We start from the raw sequence: 21,186 nt of genomic DNA on the forward strand, positions 1-21,186 counted from the left end.
CGCCCCGTTCTCCCCGTTGTCTCCCTTAGGGCCGGTAGGACCGGTGGGACCGGTGGGACCCGTCGCCCCAGTCGCCCCGTTCTCCCCGTTGTCTCCCTTAGGGCCGGTGGGGCCGGTGGGACCGGTGGGACCCGTATTCCCATTCGCCCCGGTGGGGCCGGTGGGACCGGTGGGGCCCTGGGGACCCGTCGGCCCGGTGGGGCCGGTCGGGCCGGTGGGGCCGACCTTGCACTTGTCTCCGCCGCCGAGCGCTCGCGCCGTCTGCGCCTCGTCCGTGAGCGACCTGCGGTGCTTCTTGTTCTTCTTGGGCTTCTTCTTGGGCTGCTCATTCCTGCACTTGTCGCCGCCCGACGGGCTTACTACGCTGCTGTCGGCAACCGCCCGCCCTTGCTGCGCCATGGCAACCGCGGGGCTCGCGAACCCCGTGACGATGAGAGCGATCGAGGCGATCGTGGTGCCGGTCAGCCACGCACCCCGCCGGGGAACCGGGCCGAGAAAGGACTTGGCCCTGCGTTCAGGACTCATTCATTGCTCCCTCTGGAACTGGATCGATGAAGCCACAACAAAGCGCTTCCACGCTCTGCCGCTTCTTCGGATCGCAACCGGTTCCCCTTGAGATCCAAGTGGTCGTATTTAGCGCTTTTAGCCCAGTGGCAGCCCCCGATGGGCGGATGCGCCGCAGTGCATCCGGGGACATGCCCGGCGCGCCGCCACCGCTTCGGCTCCGACTCACGCTGCGGGCCGGTCCTTCGACTGATCGATTCGGCCTTCGAGCTGGGCTGCGTCGACGCGGAAGCCGCGGGAGTGGATGCGGCCGAGGGCTGCTGGGACGGCGGTCAGACCAGCATGTTCTCGATCAGGTCGGCGGCCCGTGCGGTGCCGCCCTCGCCCCGTACCTCGGCTCGCAGCAGTGCCGAACGCCGCGTGACAGCCGTATCGGTGACGAGTCCGGTGAGAGCGGCCCGCAGGTTCGCCGCGGTCGCTTCCGCGGTGTCGATGCGGCGGGCCACTCCCAGTTCGACGAGCCTGTCGGCGTTCAGGAACTGGTCGGCGGCCTGTGGGACGGCGATCATGGGAACGCCGGTGAACAGTCCTTCGCTGCTGCCGCCCATCCCCGCGTGAGTGACAAAGGCGTCGGCCTGTTCCAGCACCGCGAGTTGCGGCACCCAGGAGTGCACCTCGACGTTGGACGGGATGTCGCCGAGTTCCCTCGGGTCCGTACGCTTCCCGATCTGGAGTACGACGTACCAGCCGGGCAGGTCACCGAAGGCGGCCAGGCACCGGCGGTAGAACTCCGGCTGGTGTGTGAACGCCGAACCCAGCGAGATCAGCAGCACGTTCTCGGCATCGGCCGGACGCGTCCAGCCGCCGTCGGCCGCCCGCGTGCCGAAGCAGGGGCCGACGAACTTCACCGTGTCGGTGTCGACCCGATCGGCATGGGGCTGCATGGCCCGGGGGATCGTGGCCACGGTATGCGCGGGGCGTCCGGCGAAGGCGTCCATGTCGGTGGTGGACGCCCCGCAGTCGCCGAGCCACCGCGTGAACCGCGCCCGGTACGCGTCGGCGCCCGGCAGTTGCCACAACTGTGCCGCGACGTCCTGGTCGTAGCCGTTCCAGGCGACGTACGTCGGTGACAGCTGCATGAGGGGGCGACCCTGCGCCTCGGCGAGGGCGCGCGCGGCGTAGGCGCCGATGTCGTACAGGTAGAGGTCCGCGCGGTCGTGGTCGTAGGCGGCGCGCAGTTGCGGAAGGGCCTGGACGGCGTCGTCGAGGAAGACGCCCATCGCATCCATGGGGTCGTCCGGCCAGCTGTTGTCGGCGACCGGCAGGACGGAGACGTAGGGGACGAATTCCGCGCCGGTGGCTGTGATCACGTCCGCCACCGCCGGGTCGTTGGCATAGGTCACCCGGTGGTCGCGGGCCACCAGTTCACGAATGATTTCGAGGCTCGGCAGGACGTGGCTGATGGCGGGGATGCCGATCATCGCGATGTGGGCACGGCGACGGGTCATGGAGGATCAACTCGTTTCAGGTCTACGGCGAAACGGACACGACGAGCCGGTGCGCCACCGTCCGAGAGGAGATCCTGTCGTCGGGACGCACGGGCGTACGGGAGAGGAGCCGGCGGCTCCGCCCGCTCGTGTCAGCCGTAGATCTGACGGAAATACATGCCGGGGACCTTAGCGTCCCCCGGGCCCCCGTGCACAGTGTTCATCGCATGCTCCGGGCCAGGGACGGCGACAGCGCATGCTCTCCGCCGGCCGACCGACCGGCCCGTTCGCCGTGGCCGACCACGATGAACGCCTTTGCCTCCGCGTCGAGTTGCCCTCTCCATTCGCCCCGCGCAACGACGTCGGCCTCCACGACCGCGAGCAGGTCATGGAGGCCGAGGTCACGCGGACCCCGAATCGGCCAACGGCGTCCGTGGCAGAACGAGGCACCCCGTGCGAGCGGATACGACGCGGTCAGCAGCCGCCGCAGTTGTAGTACGTCACGTCCCAGTGGTTGCCCTCGTCCGCGTAGATGTTGCCGGAACCGGCCTTGTACTGGGGTGCGCCGTCGCCGCGCAGCCCTATGTAGGTGAAGACGCCGTGGACGTAGTTCGTGAGGCAGGTGGACTTGCCGAAGTCGAGCTTGTAGCCGTTCCAGTGCGAGTACGTCCCGCTGGCGTGCCCGGTCTCGGTGCCGCCGGTGATGTTCAGCGCGCAGCCCGTGGCGCTCTTGAGGGTCTGGGCGCCCTGGGCGGTGGCCAGGTTGAGCTGGTCGAACGAGGTGCAGGTGGACACGTTGCGGTCGGAGCAGTTGCCGGAGGACGACCAGGTGATCCCGGAGGAGCTGAACCGGGCGGTGGCCTGGGCGTGGGTGAGCTTCGTGTCGGCGTGGGCCTGGGTGGCACCGCCGCCGAGGACGCCGACGCCGGGGGCGAAGAGGACGCCGAGGACGAGGGCGAGGGCGGTCAGGACGGGGCGCAGTGTCATACGGGACACCATGGGGGGATCCTCCTGCTCATGACAAGTAAGGGGCAGGGAGATACTGCCCGAGTTCTACGCGCGTCGCCAGGGGGTGGCGGCACCGGAGGCCCCTCACGCGAACAATTCACACGCCTGATGTTGAACTTTGAACTAGATAGCGCTACAGTCAATCTCGTTGAAGGTTAAAACAACGACTTCACCGCCGCTCGATCACGTCCCCCGAGGAGGAGCCATGGCTCTGTTCAACCGCAAGAACAACAACGCCCCGTCCGCCACCATCGCCACCCCCGTGGACCCGGCTCTGGCCGCCCTCACCGGTGACTACACGATCGACCCGGCGCACAGCAGCATCGGCTTCACCGTCCGCCACGCCATGGTCACCAATGTGCGCGGCTCCTTCGGCGAGCACGAGGGCAGCCTGAAGCTCGACGGTCACAACCCCGCCAACTCCACCGCCTCGATCGATGTCAAGATCGCCAGCGTCGACACCGGGATCGCCGACCGCGACGGCCACCTGGTCAGCGGCGACTTCTTCGACGCCGAGAAGTTCCCCCTCATGACGTTCCGTTCCACGCAGGCCGAGCAGCTCGGCGGCGACGCCTACCGCATCACCGGCGACCTCACGATCAAGGACGTCACGCGCCCCCTCTCCATCGACCTGGAGTTCAACGGCTCGGCCACCGACGTCTACGGCAACGAGCGCGTCGGCTTCGAGGGCAGCGCCGACATCCTGCGCTCCGAGTGGGGCCTGACCTGGAACGCGGCGCTGGAGACCGGCGGCGTGATGGTCAGCGACAAGGTCAAGCTCAACTTCGACATCTCCGCGATCAAGGCCGCGGCGCCGCAGGCCTGACGCGTCCCGCCGCCTCACGCCCGAACCCGAGCGCGCCCGCCTTCCCCCTCCCCCGCCAGGGACGGAAGACGGGCGCTCGGCGTTGTCGGGGGCGGGGCCGTGCGGAGACGGGCGGCTTGCCCGAGCGGCGGTTCCTTGACCTTGTCACCGTGTGATGGCCTGGAGTGGGGCCTCCACCCGGTCACCGACACAAGGATCGATCCGCATGTCCGGCTACATCGGCTCCGGCCCGTACTGCTTCACCAACTCCCTGGCGATGATGCTCGGCCCCGGGGCCCCTTCTCCCTCGGTCATCGAGACGCTCACCGGCTCACCCTTCGGCGCCCAGCTGATCGCGGGTGCCCTGCCGCTCTTCGACCCGTACGGCTGGGATCCCGATCTGGGCCTGGACGCCGCCGTCGAACTGCTCGGTGTGCGCTGCGAGCGCACCGACGGGGGCACCCCCGAGGAGGCCCTGCACCGACTGCGCTCCGCCTGCGCGGACGGGCCCGTCCTGGTCGGCCCCGTGGACATGGGGCTGCTGCTGTACCACCCCGGCACCCCCGCGGCCGACGGTGGCGACCACTTCGTACAGGTGCTCGCCGTCGACGGCGACACCGTGCTGCTCCACGACCCGCACGGACATCCGTACGCGACGCTGCCGACGGCGGACTTCGCCGCCGCCTGGGAGGCGAAGAGCGTCACGTACACCGACGCACCGTTCGTGATGCGCACCGGCTTCGTGCGGGAACGCGACGTCACGGTGGCCGACGCGCTGTGGGACTCGCTGCCCGGCGCCCTGCGATGGCTGGCCGGCCGCGACGATCCGGCGATGCCGCCCGGATCGCTCGGCGGAGCGGCTGCGGTCGAGGCCCTCGCCTCGCAGGTGGCCGTGGGACTCGCGCCGGGCATCCACGCCATGATGGCGGGGTTCGGCATACGCGTCGGCGCCCGCCGTCTGGGCGATGCCGCGGCCTGCCTGGACCTGATCGGCCTGTCCGACTGCGCGGCCGTACTGAACGAGCAGTCCCGCATCCTGGGCGGCCTGCAGCACCCGCTCGTCACCGGGGACGATCCGGCCCTGGAGAAGGGGCTGCGTCAACTCGCTCCGACGTACGAGAAGTTGCGGACGGAACTCTCCGCCGCCGTCGGACGCGGTTGACACGGTGACGCTGCTCGGTCCAAGACGTACCGGGTCAGACGGTCGGGCCCGCGTGCGCTTCTCGGTGCATACCCATGCACAGTGCCCAGACAGCGAGGATGTTGACGGCGATCAGCACGATGGCCCACAGGGGGTAGTACGGCAGCCACAGGAAGTTGGCGATCGCGCCCAGACCGGCGACGGCGACACCGAAGAACCGCGCCCACAGGGCTCCGCCGAACACGGCACAGCCGGCGAGGACGAGAACGATGCCCAGGACGAGGTGGACCCAGCCCCAGCCCGTCAGGCTGAACTCGAACACGTAGTGGCGCGTGAAGACGAACACATGGTCCTTCGCAAGGGCCGCGACCCCCTCGAAGATCGCCATGGCTCCACCGATGATCAGCAGGACTGCTGCCAGGACGGTGGTACCGGATGTGGGCGCGTGCGTAGGGCTCGGGTACGTGTGGCTTGCCGCGGTCCCGGTCGTGTCACTGGCCATGTCGATCTCCTCGGGTGGCAGAACCGTCGGTCCGGCGGCCATGCCGGGACCGGCCGGCGGGATCCCCGTCCCCCTGTCGGCGAGATCCCCGTCCCCCTTCGTTTCAGCGTGTCACGGCGGCTCCGCGTCGGCACTCCGGGCGACAACCGCCCAGGGCCTTCCGCAGCACGCTTCAGTCGTTCCTCCCGTTCCTCCCGTTCCCCCTCTTCCTCCCGTTCTCCTCGTTCTCCTCGTTCCCCCCGTTCTCCTCCTCCGGTTCGCCGACCGTCTGCTCGGACCAGATCACCTTGCCCGTCTCGGTGTACCGGGTGCCCCAGCGTTCGGCGATCTGGGCGACGAGGAACAGGCCCCGGCCGCCCTCGTCCGTCGTCGTCGCGTAACGCAGGTGCGGCGAGGTGTTGCTGGTGTCGGACACCTCGCAGATCAGGTTGCGGTCGTACAGGAGGCGGACTTCGATCGGTCCGCTGCCGTAGCGCACCGCGTTGGTGACCAGTTCGCTCAGGATCAGCTCGGTGGTGAACGCCTCCTCGTCCAGACCCCGGTCGGCGAGCCACTCGGCGACGTTCTTGCGGACTCCGGCCACGGCCGCCGGGTCGATGGCGACGTCCCACTGCGCGACCTGGTCGGGATCGAGCATGTGGGTACGGGCCACGAGGAGCGCGACATCGTCGGTCGGCTGCTCGGGCAGCATCGCGTCGAGCAGGTCGTCACAGGTCTCCTCCGGTGTCCGGTCACGACCGGCGAGGGTGGTGCGCAGCAGCTCCAGGCCGTCGTCGATGTCGCGGTCACGGGGTTCGATGAGACCGTCCGTGTACAGGATCAACCGGCTCCCTTCGGGTACGTGGAACTCGGCCGCCTCGAAAGGCATGCCGCCGATGCCCAGAGGCAGGCCGGCCGGGATCTCGGGGAACTCGACGGTGCCGTCGGGGAGTACCAGCGCGGGGGACGGATGGCCGGCGCGGGCCACCGAGCAGTTGCCGGAGACCGCGTCGTAGATGGCGTACAGACAGGTGGCACCGGTGATCTCGGCACCGCGGCCGTCGGCGGTGGTTTCGCCCTGGTCGATCCGGCTGACCGCTTCGTCCAGATGCCCGAGGAGTTCATCGGGCGCGAAGTCCAGCGCGGAGAAGTTGTGGATGCTGGTACGCAGCCGTCCCATGGTGGCCGCGGCGTGCAGCCCGTACCCGACCACGTCGCCGACGACCAGGGCGACCCGGGCGCCGGACAGCGGGATCACGTCGAACCAGTCGCCGCCTACCTCGGCCCGCGCCGGCAGGTAGCGGTGGGCGACGTCGAGGGCGTTCTGCTCGGGCAGGTCGCTGGGCAGCAGGCTACGCTGCAGTGTCACGGCCATCTCGTGTTCGCGTGTGTACCTGCGTGCGTTGTCCACGCTGACGGCCGCCCGCGCCACCAGTTCCTCGGCGAAGGACTGGTCGTCGTCGTCGAACGGTTCGGAATCGCCCGCGCGCCAGAAGTTGGCCAGGCCCAGGATGATGCCACGGGCGTGCAGCGGTACGGACAGTACCGAGTGGAAGCCGTAGTCGAGAATGCCGGCGGCCCGCTCGGGATCCCAGTAGCGCCAGCCGAGCTGGGTGATCACCTCGGGGCCCAGACCGGTCTCCGCGCTGTTCACCCGCATGGCGCGGATTCTGGAGGGAACGAATCCGACCAGTCGGCCGACCGGGTACAGGGGCTGGTCCGGGTCGGTGGCCGCGACGGCGGTACGGCGCATGTCCAGCGGGGTGTCGGACTGGGCGGTCGGTTCCTCCCCGGGGATCGCGGGATCGGCGAGGTCGACGGTGGTCACGTCGGCGAATCCGGGCGTCGCCACCTCCGCCAGTTCCTGGGCCGTCCGCGTCACATCGAGGGTGGTGCCGATGCGGGTACCGGCCTCGTAGAGCAGCAGCAGGCGTTCGTGGACGAGTTCCGCCCGGCCCGTGATCTTGCGGAGCTCGGTGGTGTCCCGCAGGGTCGCCACGGTGCCGGGCGGCCCGCCACGCGCGTCCGTCGGTCTGAGGTTGACGGCCAGCAGGCGGTTGCCGCTGCGCAGTACCTCGTCCGTGACGGTCCGGCCGGAGGCGAGCAGTTCGGCGGTGGCGGGCTCCAGTCCGAGGTCCGTCACCGCCCGGCCCTCGGCATCGGGGGGAAGGCGGAGCAGCCTGCGCGCCTCGTCGTTGGCGAGTGTCAGCCGGTGACCGGGCCCGATGATGATGACGCCCTCGCGGACCGCGTGCAGCACCGCGTCGTGGTGCTCGTACATCCGGGTCATCTCCCGGGGCCCGAGCCCACGGGTCTGCCGCCGCAGCCGTCTGCTCACGAGTGCCGCGCCACCCGCGGTCGCCGCCAGGGCCGCCACCCCGGCACCGATGCTGAACGGGATGGACCGGTCGGCCACGCTGTTCACCGCCCGGTCGGTTATGCCCACCGACACCAGTCCGGCCACCGATCCGTCGGGCCTCGGCACGGGCACCACCGAGTTGATCGAGGGACCCCGGCTGCCTTTGAACGTCCGGGTGAAGCCGGGGCCGGTCAACGCTTCCTTCCAGGGGCCGATGAGGTGTCCCCCGATCAGCGCGGGGTCCGGATGGGTGTAGCGGATGCCCTGGGTGCTGGCCACGACGACGTAGTCCACATGGGCGTCCTTGCGGACCTGCTCCGCGCGCGGCTGCAGGAGCGCCGTGGGGTCCTTGCTGTCCAGCGCCGGCACGATGCCCGGCGAGTGCGCGAAGGTCTGGGCCACGCTCAGTGTGCGCATCCGGGCCTCCTGCAGGCTGTCGCGGCGGCCCTGCAGCACCAGCGCGACTGCGAAGCCGGTGATGAGCAGCACGACGAGCCCCAGCACGAAACAGAAGACCTGGCCGGCCACGGTGCGCACACTGAACAGCGCGAGAAGGTCGCGGCCCGGGGAGCGGTGAGTCGTCTCCTGGCGCGACGACGCGGGGGTGGCTCGGCCCGAGCTCCCCCCATCGTGCCGATGTGAACTCCGGACGGAGCGTCGCAGCCTCGCCCGGAATCGGCCGATACCAGACATAACTTCAGGTCTAGCATGGATCGTCCCTGCCCGAGAGTTCGCCGATCAGCGGCTCAGAACCCGCCGCCGTCGAAGCCGCCGCCCCCTCCGAGATCGCCGCCGTCCCCGAAACCTCCGCCGTCGAAGCCCGACGGGTCGAAGTCGGCGCCGGAGACGTCCCCGCCGCTCCAGTCGCCGCCGGAACCGAAGTCGCCGCCGCCGTACTCCGCCGCGTACGCGGGGGACGACAGCATCGAGCCGAGCAGCGTGCCGGCCAGCAGCCCGGGGAGCAGGCCCCCGCCGAAGTAGCCGCCCGCCCAGGGGCCGTACGCCGGGCCCGCCTCCCAGTACGGGCGACGGCCGTCGGCCGTGTCGACGGTGCGGCTCAACGGCTCCGCGCCCTCGCGCAGCCGGATCTCGTCGGCCGCGCAGACCGGGACCTCGCGGCCCGTACCGCCGGACGGGGACCACCGGACGTCGGCGACCGAGGGCCCGTGGCGCGGGTCGAAGAAGCACGGGGGGCGGCGGGCGGGCAGCTCACCGCCCGTGCGGCGGGCCTCCAGGACGGCGAGGGAGTAGCGGCCTTCCTCCAGTGCCTGGGTGACGCCGCGCACGTCGGACGGACGTCGGGCCCGGTCCATGCGGGATTTCGCGGTCTCGTAGGAGTCGAGCGCCCGCTCGTAGTCGGCGCGCATGGCGTCGTCGGCGCCCGCCTCGGCGGGATGGAAGTCGAGACGGTCCAGCGTCTCGCCGTACGCGGTGATGTCCTCGTCCACGACGACCCGGAGCTTGGCGAGTGCGGCCCGTTCGTTCTCCTCCTTGCGCCTGCGGTTGCGCCGGACGAGCGCGTAGGCCGTTCCGCCGCCGAGCACCAGGACGGCGCCGACGGCGATCAGTCCGGCGGTGGACGACGATCCCCTCCCCGCGGCCGATCCGCCCCAGGAGGCGGGGGCGCTGCCCCGGGCCTGTTCCACGGCGCGGTCGACGAAGGCGTTGAGCTGGGTCGCGGCGTCGGTGTCCGTGCCGGGTGTCTTCACGGCGGCGGTGAGGTTCTGGACCGCTCGGGTGGGCATGACCCGGGGGTCGGCGCCCGCGTTGAACCCGTTGCCGAGACGGACCGCGTAGACACCGGTGATGCCGGTGTCGGTGCGCAGGGTCGGCAGCACGGTCTGTGCGGGGAACGCCGGGGTCCGCGGCAGCACCGCGACGAACACGGGCTTGTCGGCGTCCTTGATCTTCCTCGTCAGGGCGGCGGCCTGGCCCGGGGAGAGCTGGTCGGCGGCGGCCGGGTCGACGTAGACCGGGCCCTTGCGGAGCGCCTGCGCGACGTCGTTGACGGTCGATGCGCGGACCGCCCCGGGCGCGGCGCTCGGTGCCATGGCGAGCACGGCCGCCGACAGGATCAGCAGCAGACCCGCCAGCAGCATCGGGAACAGCCTGTTCCGCATATCTCGAAGCTAACCCAGGTGGGTGACCCCTGCGCGGTCACCCACCCGGGCCGGCTCCCCGTGCGCCGGGCCGTTACGCGTCGCGGGTGAGGCGGATCGTGTCGCGGTACCACTCGGCGCTGTCCTTGAGCGTCCGCTCCTGTGTGCCGTAGTCGACGCGGACGATGCCGAACCGCTTGTCGTAGCCGTAGGACCACTCGAAGTTGTCCATCAGCGACCAGGCGAAGTAGCCCCGGACATCCGCTCCCGCGGCGCGGGCCGCGGCCACGGCGGCGATGTGATCGGCGAGGTAGGTGGTGCGGTCCGCGTCGTGGACCCGTCCGTCCTCGGCGACGACGTCGTCGAACGCGGCACCGTTCTCGGTGACGACCGTGGGGACCCCGTAGTCCTCCTCCAGGCGCACCAGCAGGTCGGTGAGGGCGGTGGGGGTGATCTCCCAGTCCATCGCGGTGCGCGGCAGGTCGCGCTCCACACCCCGGGTGACGGGCAGGCCGTCGGCGTCCACCGGGGAGCCCTCCTCCGTGACGCCGGAGAAGAGGGTGCCCCGGTAGAAATTGACGCCGAGGACGTCGATCGGGGTGGAGATGATCTCCAGGTCTCCCTCCTGGACCGGGAGCTCGGCGTTCCGCAGGGCGAGGTCGGCCACGACGTCCTCGGGATAGGCGCCCTTGACGAGCGGGTCCAGGTAGAGGCGCCGGCCCATGCCATCGGCTCGGCGGCAGGCCTCGGCGTCCTCGTGACTGTCGGTCTCGGGGGTGGCGGTGCCGAGGTTGAGCGTGATGCCCAGTTCGAGCTCGTTGCCGCGGGCGGCGGCCGTCTCCCGGAGGTTCCGCGCGGCGAGGCCGTGGCCGAGGAGCAGGTGGTGGACGGCCCGGATCGCGTCGCCGAAGTTCTTCCGGCCCGGGGCCTGGTTGCCGTACGCGTAACCGAGCATGGCCGAGCACCAGGGCTCGTTCAGCGTCGTCCAGTGCGTGACCCGGTCACCGAGCGCGTCGTAGGCAAGCGCGGCGTACTCGGCGAACCGGTGGGCGGTGTCACGGGCCGGCCAGCCGCCCGCGTCCTCCAGTTCCTGCGGGAGGTCCCAGTGGTAGAGGGTGATCCAGGGGGTGATGTCCCTGGACCGCAGCTCGTCGACGAGGCGCTTGTAGAAGTCCAGGCCCTTCGCGTTCGCCGGGCCGCGACCGCCCGGCTGGATGCGCGGCCAGGCGAGCGAGAAGCGGTAGGTGTCGACGCCCAGGTCCGCGATCAGCCGCACGTCGTCGGGCATCCGGTGGTAGTGGTCGCAGGCCACATCGCCGTTCTCGCCGCGGACGACCATGCCCGGCGTCCTGCAGTACGTGTCCCAGATGGACGGGGTCCGGCCGTCCTCGGCCGCGGCCCCCTCGATCTGGTAGGCGGCGGTGGCGACGCCCCAGCGGAAGTCGGCGGGCAGGCCGGGGACGGCCTCGGCGGCGATCTCGCGCGCGTATCCCTGGGGGGTGACGATGTTCATGGGTCTCCTGTGGTGTGCGTGGGGTCGCTGGGGTCTTTCGTCGGGATCAGGCCGGATCGCGGAGCGGACCCCGCGAGCCCGGCGTGATCCCGACGAGAGGCCCTGGTGCTGTGGCCGGAAAGGTGTGCCGGGAGGCTCGCGGCGTCCGGTGCGGCGCGTCGCGAGGCGGAGGATCGTCGTCCTCGTGCCGGACGCCCTGGGGTGATGCGACAACGCGGCGAGGTGCCCTGCCGGGCGTCGCGAGCCGGTGAACCTCTCCGGTCACAGCACTAGGGGCGGGGGGCCGCGGTGGCGGGGACCGGCCGGTGGAGCCAGCAGGCCACCGCGCGCGAATCGTCCCCGTCGGGTGTGGCCAGAACCGGGACGTGGGTGGCGCAGGCGTCGAGCGCCTTCCCGCAGCGGGGGTGGAAGGCGCAGCCGGCGGGCATGGCGGTGAGGTGCGGCGGCGAGCCGGGGATGCCGGTGAGTTCACGGCGCGGGCCGTGCAGCGCCGGGAAGGAGTGCAGCAGGCCGTCGCTGTAGGGGTGACGGGGGTCCCGGTAGATCACGGAGGCACCGGCCTCCTCGACGATCCGGCCGCCGTACATGATCGCGATCCGGTCGGAGAACTCGATCAGCAGCGAGATGTCGTGGGTGATGAAGACGACCGAGAAGCCCAGCTCCTCGCGGAGCCGCACCAGTTGGCGCAGGATCTGGCGCTGCATGACGACGTCCAGGGCCGTCGTCGGCTCGTCCATGATGACGATCTCGGGCTCCAGCGCGAGAGCCATCGCGATCATCACGCGCTGGCGCATCCCGCCGGAGAGCTGGTGCGGGTAGGCGGAGAGCCGGTCGGCGGAGATGCCGACGAGTCCCAGCAGCTCCTTGGCGCGAGCGGTCCGTTCGGGCCGTTTCATCTCCGGGCGGTGTGCCTGGAGCACGTCGGTGAGCTGACTGTGAACCGTGTGCACCGGGTTCAGCGAGTTCATCGCGCCCTGGAAGACGATCGACAGCTCCTGCCAGCGGAACGCCCGCAGTTCGGCGGCCGACAGGGTCAGCAGGTCGAGCGTTTCGCCGTCCCTCTTCCGGTAGTGGACCTCGCCGCCGGTGATCACTCCGGGCGGCGAGAGCAGCCGGGTGACGGCGTACGCGAGTGTGGACTTGCCGGACCCGGACTCGCCCGCCAGGCCCAGGACTTCGCCCCGGTGCAGCGTGAGGTCGATGTCGCGCAGCGCGTGCACGGCGTCGTCCCCGGTCCCGTAGTCCACGTTCAGGCCGCTGATGGTGAGGACGGGCTCGCTGCTCATGAGCGGGTCTCCTTGTCATGCGTGCCGCGCGCCGCGGCATCGTGCGTGCCGCGCGCCACGGGGGTGAAGCCGACCCGCATCCGGACCTTCCGGGATGCGCCGGTCTCCGTACGCAGGCGCGGGTTGACGAACTCGTCGATGCCGAAGTTGATCAGGGAGAGCGACATGCCGAGCAGGGCGATGCAGAGCCCGGCGGGGACGAACCACCACCACGCGCCCTGGGCCAGGGCCTGGTTGGACTGCGCCCAGAACAGAACGGTCCCCCAGTTCCAGTTGGAGATGTCGGCCACGCCGATGAAGGCGAGGGTGATCTCGGAGAGGATCGCGAAGATGACCGTGCCGACGAAGCCGGAGGCGATGACGGCCGTCAGGTTCGGCAGGACCTCGAAGAAGATGATCCGCCAGGTGGACTCGCCGGTGGCGCGGGCCGCTTCGACGTAGTCCCGGCGGCGCAGCGACAGCGTCTGGGCGCGCAGCACCCGTGCGCCCCACGCCCATGAGGTGAAGGCGATGACGGTGGCGATGAGCAGGTCGCCCGTGTCCGAGACGAAGCTGGCGATGATGATGATCAGCGGCAGTCCGGGGATGACCAGGAAGACGTTGGAGAGCACCGAGAGCAGTTCGTCGGCCGTGCCGCCGAGGAAGCCGGCGCTGACCCCGACCAGTACGGACAGGATCGTCGCGAAGATCCCGGCGACGAAGCCGACGACGAGGACGCCCCGGGTGCCGACGAGGATCTGGGAGAGCACGTCCTGACCGGTCTGCGTGGTGCCGAACCAGTGCGCGCCGGAAGGCGGTTGGAGCAGTTCGTTGCTCATGGTGTCCGGGTCGTACGGTGCGATCCACGGCCCGATGACCGCGATCACGACGAAGAACGACAGGATGCCGAGGCCGATGACGGTCTTGCGGCCGCGCAGGAAGCGCAGGCGGCGTCTGCTGGGGGCCGGGGTCTCGGTCGCGTCGATCACGGCGGCCTCGGCAGCGGTGACGGCCATGTCCTAGGCCTCCCTTCTTGTACGGGGGTCGAGGACCATGTAGAGCACGTCGGCGAGGAGGTTCGCCGCGAGGACGGAGAGCGTGATGATCAGGAAGACGCCCTGCATCAGGGGGTAGTCCTTGGCGCCCACGCCCTGGAAGAGCTGGTAGCCGATGCCGGGGTAGGAGAAGACCATCTCCACCAGCAGCGTGCCGCCGACGATGAAGCCCAGCGACAGGGCGAAGCCGGAGATGTTGGGGAGGATCGCGTTGCGTGCGGCGTACCCGAACATCACCCGGCGCTCGGAGAGCCCCTTGGCCTGGGCGACCATGACGTAGTCCTCCGAGGAGACCGTCACCATCATGTTCCGCATGCCGAGGATCCAGCCGGCCATGGCGCTGAGCACGATGGTGAGGCCGGGCAGCGCCGCGTGGTAGAGCGCGCTGGAGACGAACGGCCAGTCGAAGGCAGGCACGAGCGAACTGTCGTAGCCTCCCGCGGCCGGGAAGAGCGGCCACTTCACGGCGAACAGCGCGATGGCGATGAGCCCCAGCCAGAAGTACGGGATGGCCGAGATGAAAGTGGTGACGGGCAGCAGGCTGTCCATCCAGGAGCCGCGCCGCCAGCCGGTGAACACCCCGATGCCGGTGCCGAGCACGAAGCTGATCAGGGTGGTGACTCCGACGAGCGCGAGTGTCCACGGCAGCGACTGGGCGATCACCTCGCTGACCGGTGTCGGGAAGAAGGTGAAGGAGAGCCCGAGGTCGCCGTCGAGCAGATGCGACCAGTAGTCGGTGTACTGCTGCCAGAGCGACTGCTGCTTGTCGAGGCCGAAGAGCGCCTTGAGCGAGTTGACGGCGTTGGTGTCGAGCTGGCCCTGGAAGCGGGAGATGAGCGCCTGGACGGGGTCGCCGGGCATCATGCGCGGGATCAGGAAGTTGATGGTGATCGCGGCCCAGGCGGTGACCAGGTAGAAGGCGAGCCGCTGCAGCAGGTACTTCATTTCGCGGTCTCCTTCCGGTGGGTGTCGTCGCCGCCGGCTCGGTGGGTGCCGCCGTCGTCGGTGCGGTGGGTGTCGTCGCCTGCCCGGTGGGCGTCGCCGTCGTCCGCGTACAGCCAGCAGGCCGCCCACTGGCCGTCCGCGAGGTCGAAGCGCGGCGGCGGTTCGGTACGGCAGCGCTCCATCGCCTTGGGACAGCGGGGATGGAAGCGGCAGCCGGCGGGCGGGGCGATGAGCGAGGGCGGTTCGCCGCTTCCGGTCTCCTCCTGCTCCGCCTCGGCGACCACCCGGTCCGGGTCGGGCGCCGAGGCGGTGAGGAGCTGGGTGTAGGGGTGGGCGGGGCGCTGGGTGACGGTCTCGCTGTCACCCCCCTCGACGATCCGGCCCGCGTACATGACCAGCGTGGTGTCCGCGAAGTAGCGGGCCGAGGCGATGTCGTGGGTGATGTAGAGGATCGCGAGGTGCAGCCGGTCCTTGAGGTCCTTGAGCAGATTGAGCACCCCGAGCCGGATCGATACGTCCAGCATCGAGACGGGCTCGTCGGCGAGCAGGACCTGGGGATCGGCGCCGAGCGCGCGGGCGATGGCCACGCGCTGGCGCTGTCCCCCCGACAGCTCGTGCGGGAACTTGTCCAGGTACTGGTGCGCAGGGGTCAGCTGGACACGGTTCAGCAGAGCGGTCAGACGCTGTTCCAGTTCCTCCTCACCGCTGCCCGCCCGCCCGTGGATCCTCAGCGCGCGGGTGAGGTGGTAGCGCACGGTGTGCACCGGGTTCAGCGAGGCGAACGGGTCCTGGAAGATGAGCTGGACCCGGCGTACGTACGCGCGGAAGGACCGGCCGCGTCCGGCCTTCACCGCCGTGCCGTCCAGTCGGATCTCGCCCCCGGAGAGCGGATACAGCTGGGCGAGCAGCCTGGCGACGGTGGACTTCCCGGAGCCCGACTCCCCCACCAGCGCCGTGACGGTGCCGCGCCGCAGTCGCAGCGAGACGTCGTCGACGGCGTGGACGGTGCGGCGCCTGCCGGTGACGAGATCGCGTCCGGTGCGCCGTACGGGGAAGTGTTTGGTGACTCCGCGTGCTTCGAGCACGACGTGGTTCTTCGTGGGCTGTTCTGACATGGCCGGTCCCTGTGTCCCGTATCCCTGGCTCTACTTGGCGGGCTTGAGCTTCAGCACGATCTGCAGCGCGGACGGCTGGGTGTGCTGCGGCGGGGCGTACGGGTCGGCCTCGGTGGGCCAGCCCACCCAGTTCTTCGTGGAGTACTCGGCTCCGATGGGGGCGGCGGCCGTCGGGATCATCGGAGCCTGCTCGACCATGATCTTCTGCAGGGTGTTCATGGCCGTGGTCCGGGCGGAGTCCTCGGTGGCGTTGGCGAAGTCCTTGAGTGCCTTGGTGGCCTCGTCGTTCTTGAAGCGGCCGAAGTTGCCGAGCTGGGACGCCTTGCCCACGGGCTGGAGCAACGCGCCGTCCATGATGTTCTGGTACATGTCGTACGGGGTGGCGCCGCTGTTGGTCCAGTGCAGGGTGGCGTCGAAGTTCCCGTTGGCCACGTCCGCGCCCCAGGCCTCCGCGGTCTGCGTCTTGACCTTGGCCTCGATGCCGAGCTGCTTGATGTTGTCCTTGATGATCGCCAGCCCGGTGATGTAGTCGTTCCAGCCGGCCGGGTCGGTGAAGGTGAGTCGCACCGGCTTGCCGCTCGGGTCCTTCAGTACCCCGCCGCTGAGCTTGAACCCTGCGTCGCTGAGGATCTTCTTGGCCCCGGCCACGTCCGGTGCGGTGGTGGCGCTCTTGTACTCGGGCGCGAGGAAGGACTCACCGGCGGGCAGCGGGATACCGGTCGGGTTGGTGATCTCCGGGTAGAGCGTCGCCTCGGCCTGGGTGTAGATGGCCTTGCGGTCGACGACCATGGCCATGGCCTTGCGCAGCGCCGGGTTGTCGAACGGCTTGCGGGCGGTGTTGAACCACAGTCCGTGGATGCCGAGCCCGGACGGGAACCACAGCTTGTGGTTCTTGGGGTCCTTGCTGATGAACAGCTGCTTGTAGTTCGGCATGAAGACGAACGACCACTCGACCTTGCCGCTCGCCAGCGCCGTCGTCGCCGCGCTGTTGTCGTTGTACGCGGTGTAGCGAAGCTCCTTGACCTTGGTCGCGCCCTTCCAGTACGTGGGCGTGGCGGTCAGCGTGGTGGTCTGCGGGGTGAAGCTCTTGAGCTTGTACGGGCCCGAGCCGACCGGCGTGCGGTTGGGCCAGGTCTCCGGGTTCTTGACGCCTTCCCAGATGTGCTTGGGCACGATGAACTGCTGGATGATCTTGTTCTGGTTGACGTACTGGGAGTCCTTGAACGTCAGGACGACCGTCTTGCCCTGCACCTCGACCCCGTCGAACGGGATGCCGTTGCCGTTGAGCGCCGGGTGCTTCTTCAGGAGGTCGAAGGTGTACGCGACGTCGTCGGCGGTCAGCGGCTTGCCGTCGGCCCACTTGGCCTCGGGGTCGAGGGAGAAGGTGACCTTGGTGAAGTTCGACTCCCACTTCCAGTCGGTCGCCAGCCACGGGGCGGCCTTGTCCGCGGGCCGGATCTGGTTCGTCATCGCCAGCGGCTCGTAGATCATGAAGCGGTAGCCGAGCGTCGCACCGGCCGAGGTGCTCAGGAACGGGTTGCTGTTGTTGGTCTGCGGTCCGTCCGGCTTGCCCAGGGTCAGCACGCCGGAGGCACCGCCCCCTTTGTTGGCACCGGAGTTGGCGGACGAGCAACCGGCGGCGAGCGCGACCACGGCGGTAGCGAGTGAGAGCGCTCTCAGCGTGGCGTGACGTCGTGCGGACATGGCGACTCCATGAGGGACTGCGGGTCTGGGAGATCCGGGTGATGGGCAGCGCTCGGCGCGCCGGGTACAGGCGGTACGGGGCGGTGCAAGTAGTGCCGGTGGTGCAGACGGGGCAGGTGGTACAGGCGGTGCCAGTGGTGCAGAGGTGCAGGTGGTACGGGTGGTGCCGGTGATGCGGACGGTGCGGACAGCGCCGGTGGTACAGGCGGTGCCGGTGATGCGGACGGCGCCGGTGGTGCAGGTGGCGACGGACGGCGCACGGGGAGCTTGCGGAGAGGCGGGGGGGGGGGGGGGCGCCCCCCCCCCCCCCCCCCCCCCCCCCCCCCCCCCCCCCCGGGGGGGGGCCCCCCCCCGCCGGGGGGGGGCCCCCCCCCCCCCCCAAAAAACAAANNNNGGGGCGGGGGGGGGGGGGGGGGGGGGGGGGGGGGGGGGGGGGGGGGGGGGGGGGGGGGGGGTGGGGGGGGGGGGGGGGGGGGGGGGGGGGGGGGGGGGCGGGGGGGGGGGGGCGGGGGGGGGGGGGGGGGGGGGGGGGGGGGGGGGGGGGGGCCCCCCCCCCCCGCTACGGCGCCGAGCGGCGCACGACCAGTTCGGTGGGCAGCACGACCGGTGCGTCGGACGCGCTCGTGCCACCGAGGCGGGAGAGCAGCATCCGCGCCGCCGTCTCACCCATCTGCCGGGTGGGCTGGCGCACGGTGGTCAGCGGTGGTTCGGTGTGCTCGGCCATCGGGATGTCGTCGAAGCCGATCACGGCGATGTCGTCCGGCACGGACCGCCCGGCCGCACGCAACGCCCGCAGCACGCCCGCCGCGCTGATGTCGTTGTGGGCGAAGACCGAGTCGAACTCGACGCCGGAGGAAAGGAGTTGCTCCACGGCCAGTCGGCCGCAGCGTTCGGTGAAGTCCCCGTGGACGACGAGCTCGGTGGGCAGGACCGTACGGAATCCGTCCAGCCGGTCGCGTACGCAGCCGAAGTTCTGGGGCCCGGTGACGACCAGGGGTCTGGTGCGTCCGGCGGCCAGCAGATGACGGGCCGCACAAGCGCCTCCTTCGCGGTTGGTGGTCACGACGGAGGGGAATTCGGGGTGGTGGCCGCGGTCGTCGATCAGCACGATCGGCAGACCGCCCCGGTGCAGCGCGGTGAGATGGTCGAGGGTGTTCTCGGGTTCGACGACGACGAGCCCGTCGAAGGCGCGCGCCGACACCTGGCTGGTGAAGCGCTCCACGGACTCGGCACCGCGGTTGCAGGTGAAGAGCAGCAGCCCGTAGTCGGCGGCCTCCACGGTGTCGACGACGCCCTGGAGCACCTCACCCATCCACGGCCAGGTGAGCGAGGGCACCAGCATGCCGACCGTACGGCTGCTGCCGCGGGCCAGTCCGACGGCACCCGAACTGGGCACATAGCCGAGCTGCTCGATCACTTCCCGAACGCGGGCGGCCGTCGAACCGTCCACTTCGCCCTTGGTGTTGATGACCCTTGACACGGTCGTCTTGCTGACGCCGGCCTCACGGGCGACATCGGCGATGGTGACACGCATCGGGGGCCTCCGGGACAGGACATGACGGGGCAGGGCAGGAGTGCTGGAACCGGTACCGCAACCGGTTCCGGAACCGGTACCGGCGTTGGGGCGTGAGTTAACCCCGCCGGAACAGTGCCGTCAATACTTCACGCCGACATTGGTCCGTACCGATCTCCGGCGCAGGCGGGACGAGTTGTGTCTTCAGGTTCTGAACGCACACCCTCTTGACGCGGCCATCCAGGAGCAGTTCACTCTCGCCTCGATCGACGGCTACTCCCCCACACCTCTGCCGAGGAAGGCAACAGCCCATGATCCGATCAGGAAGAGCCGCACGCGCCCTGCTCGCCGCCGTGCTCGCGGCGGCCGGTCTCACCGGACTCGCCTCCGGTACGGCCCAGGCCGCCGGCGAGACCGTGAACATCGCTCTGACCAGCACCGACGATTCCGGTGGCCGTCATGTCACGCGCGGCCTCGAAGCCCAGGCCCCGGTCTCGTTCGTCGCCGGGAACGGCGGCAGCGGCACGAACATCACGGTCGACGAGAACACCCGCTACCAGACCTTCACCGGCGGCGGCGCCTCCTTCACGGACACGGCCGCGTACCTGATGAAGAGCAGCGGGGCGCTCACCCAGGCGACCCGCGACGCCACGATGAAGAAGCTGTTCTCCCCCACCGAAGGCATCGGACTGTCCTTCGTACGCAATCCCATGGGCGGCTCGGACCTGGCGAGGTACGGCTACACCTACGACGACGTACCGTCCGGCCAGAGCGATCCCACGCTCGCCAAGTTCTCGATCGCACACGATCTGGAGGACGTTCTCCCGCTCACCGCACAGGCCAGGCAGCTCAACCCGGCGCTGACGACGGTGGCCTCGCCGTGGACGGCCCCGGCCTGGATGAAGGACAGCGGCCAGCTCAACGGAGGCTGGCTGAAGGCCGAGAACTACGGCACCTACGCCGACTACTTCGTCAAGTACCTCCAGGCCTACCGCGACCGGGGCGTCCCGGTCGACTACGTCACCGCGCAGAACGAGCCGACCTGCTGCTCGGGCTATCCGTCGATGAGCTGGAACGGCTCGGGCCTCGCGTACTTCACCAAGAACGAACTGCTGCCGAAGCTCCGGTCGGCGGGGCTCGCGACCAAGGTCCTGGCCCACGACTGGAACTGGGACACCTACGACGCGTACGCGGCGGCCACCGTGGACGACCCGGCGGTGCGCAGCCACCCCAACTTCGGCGGGGTTGCCTGGCACGGCTACGGCGGTGACATCGCCAAGCAGACCGCGGTGCACGACCAGTACCCGTCGATGGACGCCTTCCAGACCGAGCACTCCGGCGGCACCTGGATAGCCGACCAGCAGCGCGAGGACATGCTGAACATCATCGATTACACCCGCAACTGGGCGAAGTCGGTGACCAAGTGGTCCCTCGCCGTGGACCAGAACCGCGGCCCGCACAACGGCGGCTGCGGCACCTGCGACGGCCTGATCACCGTGCACGACGGGGACAGCAGGAGCGGTCAGGTCGACTACAACATCGAGTACTACACGATGGGCCACCTGACGAAGTTCGTCCGCCCCGGCGCTGCCCGGATCGCCTCCACGGCGAGTTCGGCCGTGCCCAATGTCGCTTGGCGCAACCCGGACGGTTCCAAGGCGCTGATCGCCTACAACGGCTCCGCCTCGGCGCAGCAGATCACGGTCGACTGGGGTGGCCAGAAGTTCGGCTACCAGCTGCCGGCCCGCACCTCGGCGACCTTCACCTGGTCGGGTACGCAGTCGGGCTCCGGTGGCACCTCGGGCGTCTTCTCCGGCGCGGCGGGCAAGTGCCTCGACACGGCGGGCGGCAGCGGCGCGGACGGCACGGCCGTCCAGCTCTGGGACTGCAACGGGACGGCCGCCCAGCGCTGGACGGTCGCGGCGGACGGCTCGATCCGGGCGCTGGGCGCCTGCCTGGACGTGACCTCCGGCTCGACGGCGGACGGGGCGAAGGTCCAGCTGTACACCTGCAACGGGTCGGGGGCGCAGCGCTGGAGGTACGACGCGTCCACGGGCGACATCGTCAACACGGCCGCGGACAAGTGCCTGGACATCACCGACCGGTCGACGGCGAACGGGGCCCGCGCCCAGATCTGGACATGCACGGGGGCGGCCAACCAGAAGTGGCGCCTGCAGTAGGACGGGGTCCTC

Annotated in this window: 15 protein-coding genes and 1 pseudogene; 3 read left to right on the forward strand and 13 right to left on the reverse strand. The window is 70.2% G+C overall.

Features of this window, described 5'->3' with window-relative positions:
- The 3 genes and pseudogenes from ACIQCZ_RS29765 to ACIQCZ_RS29775 form a co-directional block, all read right to left on the reverse strand.
- Positions 1 to 525: pseudogene (locus ACIQCZ_RS29765) on the reverse strand (collagen-like protein); the annotation flags it as partial.
- Between the two features lie 311 nt (positions 526 to 836).
- Positions 837 to 2,012 (reverse strand): macrolide family glycosyltransferase, encoded by a 1,176-nt coding sequence (locus tag ACIQCZ_RS29770; RefSeq protein WP_402286530.1) that lies wholly within the window; start codon positions 2,010 to 2,012, stop codon positions 837 to 839.
- A gap of 453 nt (positions 2,013 to 2,465) precedes the next feature.
- Positions 2,466 to 2,990, reverse strand: coding sequence for a hypothetical protein (locus tag ACIQCZ_RS29775; protein ID WP_402286533.1), 525 nt, complete (start codon positions 2,988 to 2,990; stop codon positions 2,466 to 2,468).
- Positions 2,991 to 3,204: 214 nt separating this feature from the next.
- On the opposite strand from ACIQCZ_RS29775, the gene ACIQCZ_RS29780 reads away from it, so the two are divergent.
- Together ACIQCZ_RS29780 and ACIQCZ_RS29785 are read left to right on the forward strand one after the other, a co-directional pair.
- Positions 3,205 to 3,825: a YceI family protein gene (locus tag ACIQCZ_RS29780; protein ID WP_402286535.1), complete on the forward strand. Its 621-nt coding sequence runs from the start codon at positions 3,205 to 3,207 to the stop codon at positions 3,823 to 3,825.
- Between the two features lie 205 nt (positions 3,826 to 4,030).
- Positions 4,031 to 4,966 (forward strand): hypothetical protein, encoded by a 936-nt coding sequence (locus ACIQCZ_RS29785; RefSeq protein ID WP_402286537.1) that lies wholly within the window; start codon positions 4,031 to 4,033, stop codon positions 4,964 to 4,966.
- Between the two features lie 34 nt (positions 4,967 to 5,000).
- Here the strand turns inward: ACIQCZ_RS29785 and ACIQCZ_RS29790 are convergent, their stop codons facing one another.
- From ACIQCZ_RS29790 to ACIQCZ_RS29835, 10 genes are all read right to left on the reverse strand, one after another.
- Complete coding sequence (locus ACIQCZ_RS29790) at positions 5,001 to 5,447, reverse strand: hypothetical protein (protein WP_402286539.1); 447 nt, start codon at positions 5,445 to 5,447, stop codon at positions 5,001 to 5,003.
- Positions 5,448 to 5,619: 172 nt separating this feature from the next.
- A complete protein-coding gene (locus ACIQCZ_RS29795) occupies positions 5,620 to 8,313 on the reverse strand; it encodes a SpoIIE family protein phosphatase (RefSeq protein WP_402286541.1) in 2,694 nt (897 codons plus the stop codon).
- A gap of 218 nt (positions 8,314 to 8,531) precedes the next feature.
- On the reverse strand, positions 8,532 to 9,905 hold the full coding sequence (locus ACIQCZ_RS29800; RefSeq protein ID WP_402286543.1) for a hypothetical protein: 1,374 nt from the start codon (positions 9,903 to 9,905) through the stop codon (positions 8,532 to 8,534).
- A 73-nt stretch (positions 9,906 to 9,978) separates the two neighbouring features.
- Positions 9,979 to 11,397, reverse strand: a complete 1,419-nt coding sequence (locus tag ACIQCZ_RS29805; protein WP_402286546.1) for a GH1 family beta-glucosidase — start codon at positions 11,395 to 11,397, stop codon at positions 9,979 to 9,981.
- Positions 11,398 to 11,666: 269 nt separating this feature from the next.
- Positions 11,667 to 12,683, reverse strand: coding sequence for an ABC transporter ATP-binding protein (locus ACIQCZ_RS29810; RefSeq protein WP_402286548.1), 1,017 nt, complete (start codon positions 12,681 to 12,683; stop codon positions 11,667 to 11,669).
- Complete coding sequence (locus tag ACIQCZ_RS29815) at positions 12,680 to 13,678, reverse strand: ABC transporter permease (RefSeq protein WP_402286550.1); 999 nt, start codon at positions 13,676 to 13,678, stop codon at positions 12,680 to 12,682. The genes ACIQCZ_RS29810 and ACIQCZ_RS29815 overlap by 4 nt, the downstream gene beginning before the upstream one ends.
- 3 nt (positions 13,679 to 13,681) lie before the next feature.
- Entirely contained in the window at positions 13,682 to 14,662 is a 981-nt protein-coding gene (locus ACIQCZ_RS29820) for an ABC transporter permease (protein ID WP_402286551.1), read from the reverse strand.
- Positions 14,659 to 15,777: an ABC transporter ATP-binding protein gene (locus ACIQCZ_RS29825; protein WP_402286553.1), complete on the reverse strand. Its 1,119-nt coding sequence runs from the start codon at positions 15,775 to 15,777 to the stop codon at positions 14,659 to 14,661. Before ACIQCZ_RS29825 ends, ACIQCZ_RS29820 begins: the two co-directional genes overlap by 4 nt.
- Positions 15,778 to 15,807: 30 nt before the next feature.
- Positions 15,808 to 17,481, reverse strand: a complete 1,674-nt coding sequence (locus ACIQCZ_RS29830) for an ABC transporter substrate-binding protein (RefSeq protein WP_402286555.1) — start codon at positions 17,479 to 17,481, stop codon at positions 15,808 to 15,810.
- Positions 17,482 to 18,040: 559 nt separating this feature from the next.
- Positions 18,041 to 19,015, reverse strand: a complete 975-nt coding sequence (locus ACIQCZ_RS29835; RefSeq protein ID WP_402286558.1) for a LacI family DNA-binding transcriptional regulator — start codon at positions 19,013 to 19,015, stop codon at positions 18,041 to 18,043.
- A 290-nt stretch (positions 19,016 to 19,305) separates the two neighbouring features.
- Between ACIQCZ_RS29835 and ACIQCZ_RS29840 the strand changes: the two genes are divergently transcribed.
- Positions 19,306 to 21,174, forward strand: coding sequence for a lectin (locus tag ACIQCZ_RS29840; protein ID WP_402286560.1), 1,869 nt, complete (start codon positions 19,306 to 19,308; stop codon positions 21,172 to 21,174).
- Positions 21,175 to 21,186 lie beyond the last annotated feature (12 nt).

Source organism: Streptomyces sp. NPDC093149 (assembly GCF_044754145.1).
Lineage (GTDB): Bacteria > Actinomycetota > Actinomycetes > Streptomycetales > Streptomycetaceae > Streptomyces.

Coding starts and splice junctions, on each gene's coding strand:
- ACIQCZ_RS29770 (WP_402286530.1), bottom strand. CDS start 2,012: ATGACCCGTCGCCGTGCCCACATCGCGATGATCGGCATCCCCGCCATC.
- ACIQCZ_RS29775 (WP_402286533.1), bottom strand. CDS start 2,990: ATGGTGTCCCGTATGACACTGCGCCCCGTCCTGACCGCCCTCGCCCTC.
- ACIQCZ_RS29780 (WP_402286535.1), top strand. CDS start 3,205: ATGGCTCTGTTCAACCGCAAGAACAACAACGCCCCGTCCGCCACCATC.
- ACIQCZ_RS29785 (WP_402286537.1), top strand. CDS start 4,031: ATGTCCGGCTACATCGGCTCCGGCCCGTACTGCTTCACCAACTCCCTG.
- ACIQCZ_RS29790 (WP_402286539.1), bottom strand. CDS start 5,447: ATGGCCAGTGACACGACCGGGACCGCGGCAAGCCACACGTACCCGAGC.
- ACIQCZ_RS29800 (WP_402286543.1), bottom strand. CDS start 9,905: ATGCGGAACAGGCTGTTCCCGATGCTGCTGGCGGGTCTGCTGCTGATC.
- ACIQCZ_RS29805 (WP_402286546.1), bottom strand. CDS start 11,397: ATGAACATCGTCACCCCCCAGGGATACGCGCGCGAGATCGCCGCCGAG.
- ACIQCZ_RS29810 (WP_402286548.1), bottom strand. CDS start 12,683: ATGAGCAGCGAGCCCGTCCTCACCATCAGCGGCCTGAACGTGGACTAC.
- ACIQCZ_RS29815 (WP_402286550.1), bottom strand. CDS start 13,678: ATGGCCGTCACCGCTGCCGAGGCCGCCGTGATCGACGCGACCGAGACC.
- ACIQCZ_RS29820 (WP_402286551.1), bottom strand. CDS start 14,662: ATGAAGTACCTGCTGCAGCGGCTCGCCTTCTACCTGGTCACCGCCTGG.
- ACIQCZ_RS29825 (WP_402286553.1), bottom strand. CDS start 15,777: ATGTCAGAACAGCCCACGAAGAACCACGTCGTGCTCGAAGCACGCGGA.
- ACIQCZ_RS29830 (WP_402286555.1), bottom strand. CDS start 17,481: ATGTCCGCACGACGTCACGCCACGCTGAGAGCGCTCTCACTCGCTACC.
- ACIQCZ_RS29835 (WP_402286558.1), bottom strand. CDS start 19,015: ATGCGTGTCACCATCGCCGATGTCGCCCGTGAGGCCGGCGTCAGCAAG.
- ACIQCZ_RS29840 (WP_402286560.1), top strand. CDS start 19,306: ATGATCCGATCAGGAAGAGCCGCACGCGCCCTGCTCGCCGCCGTGCTC.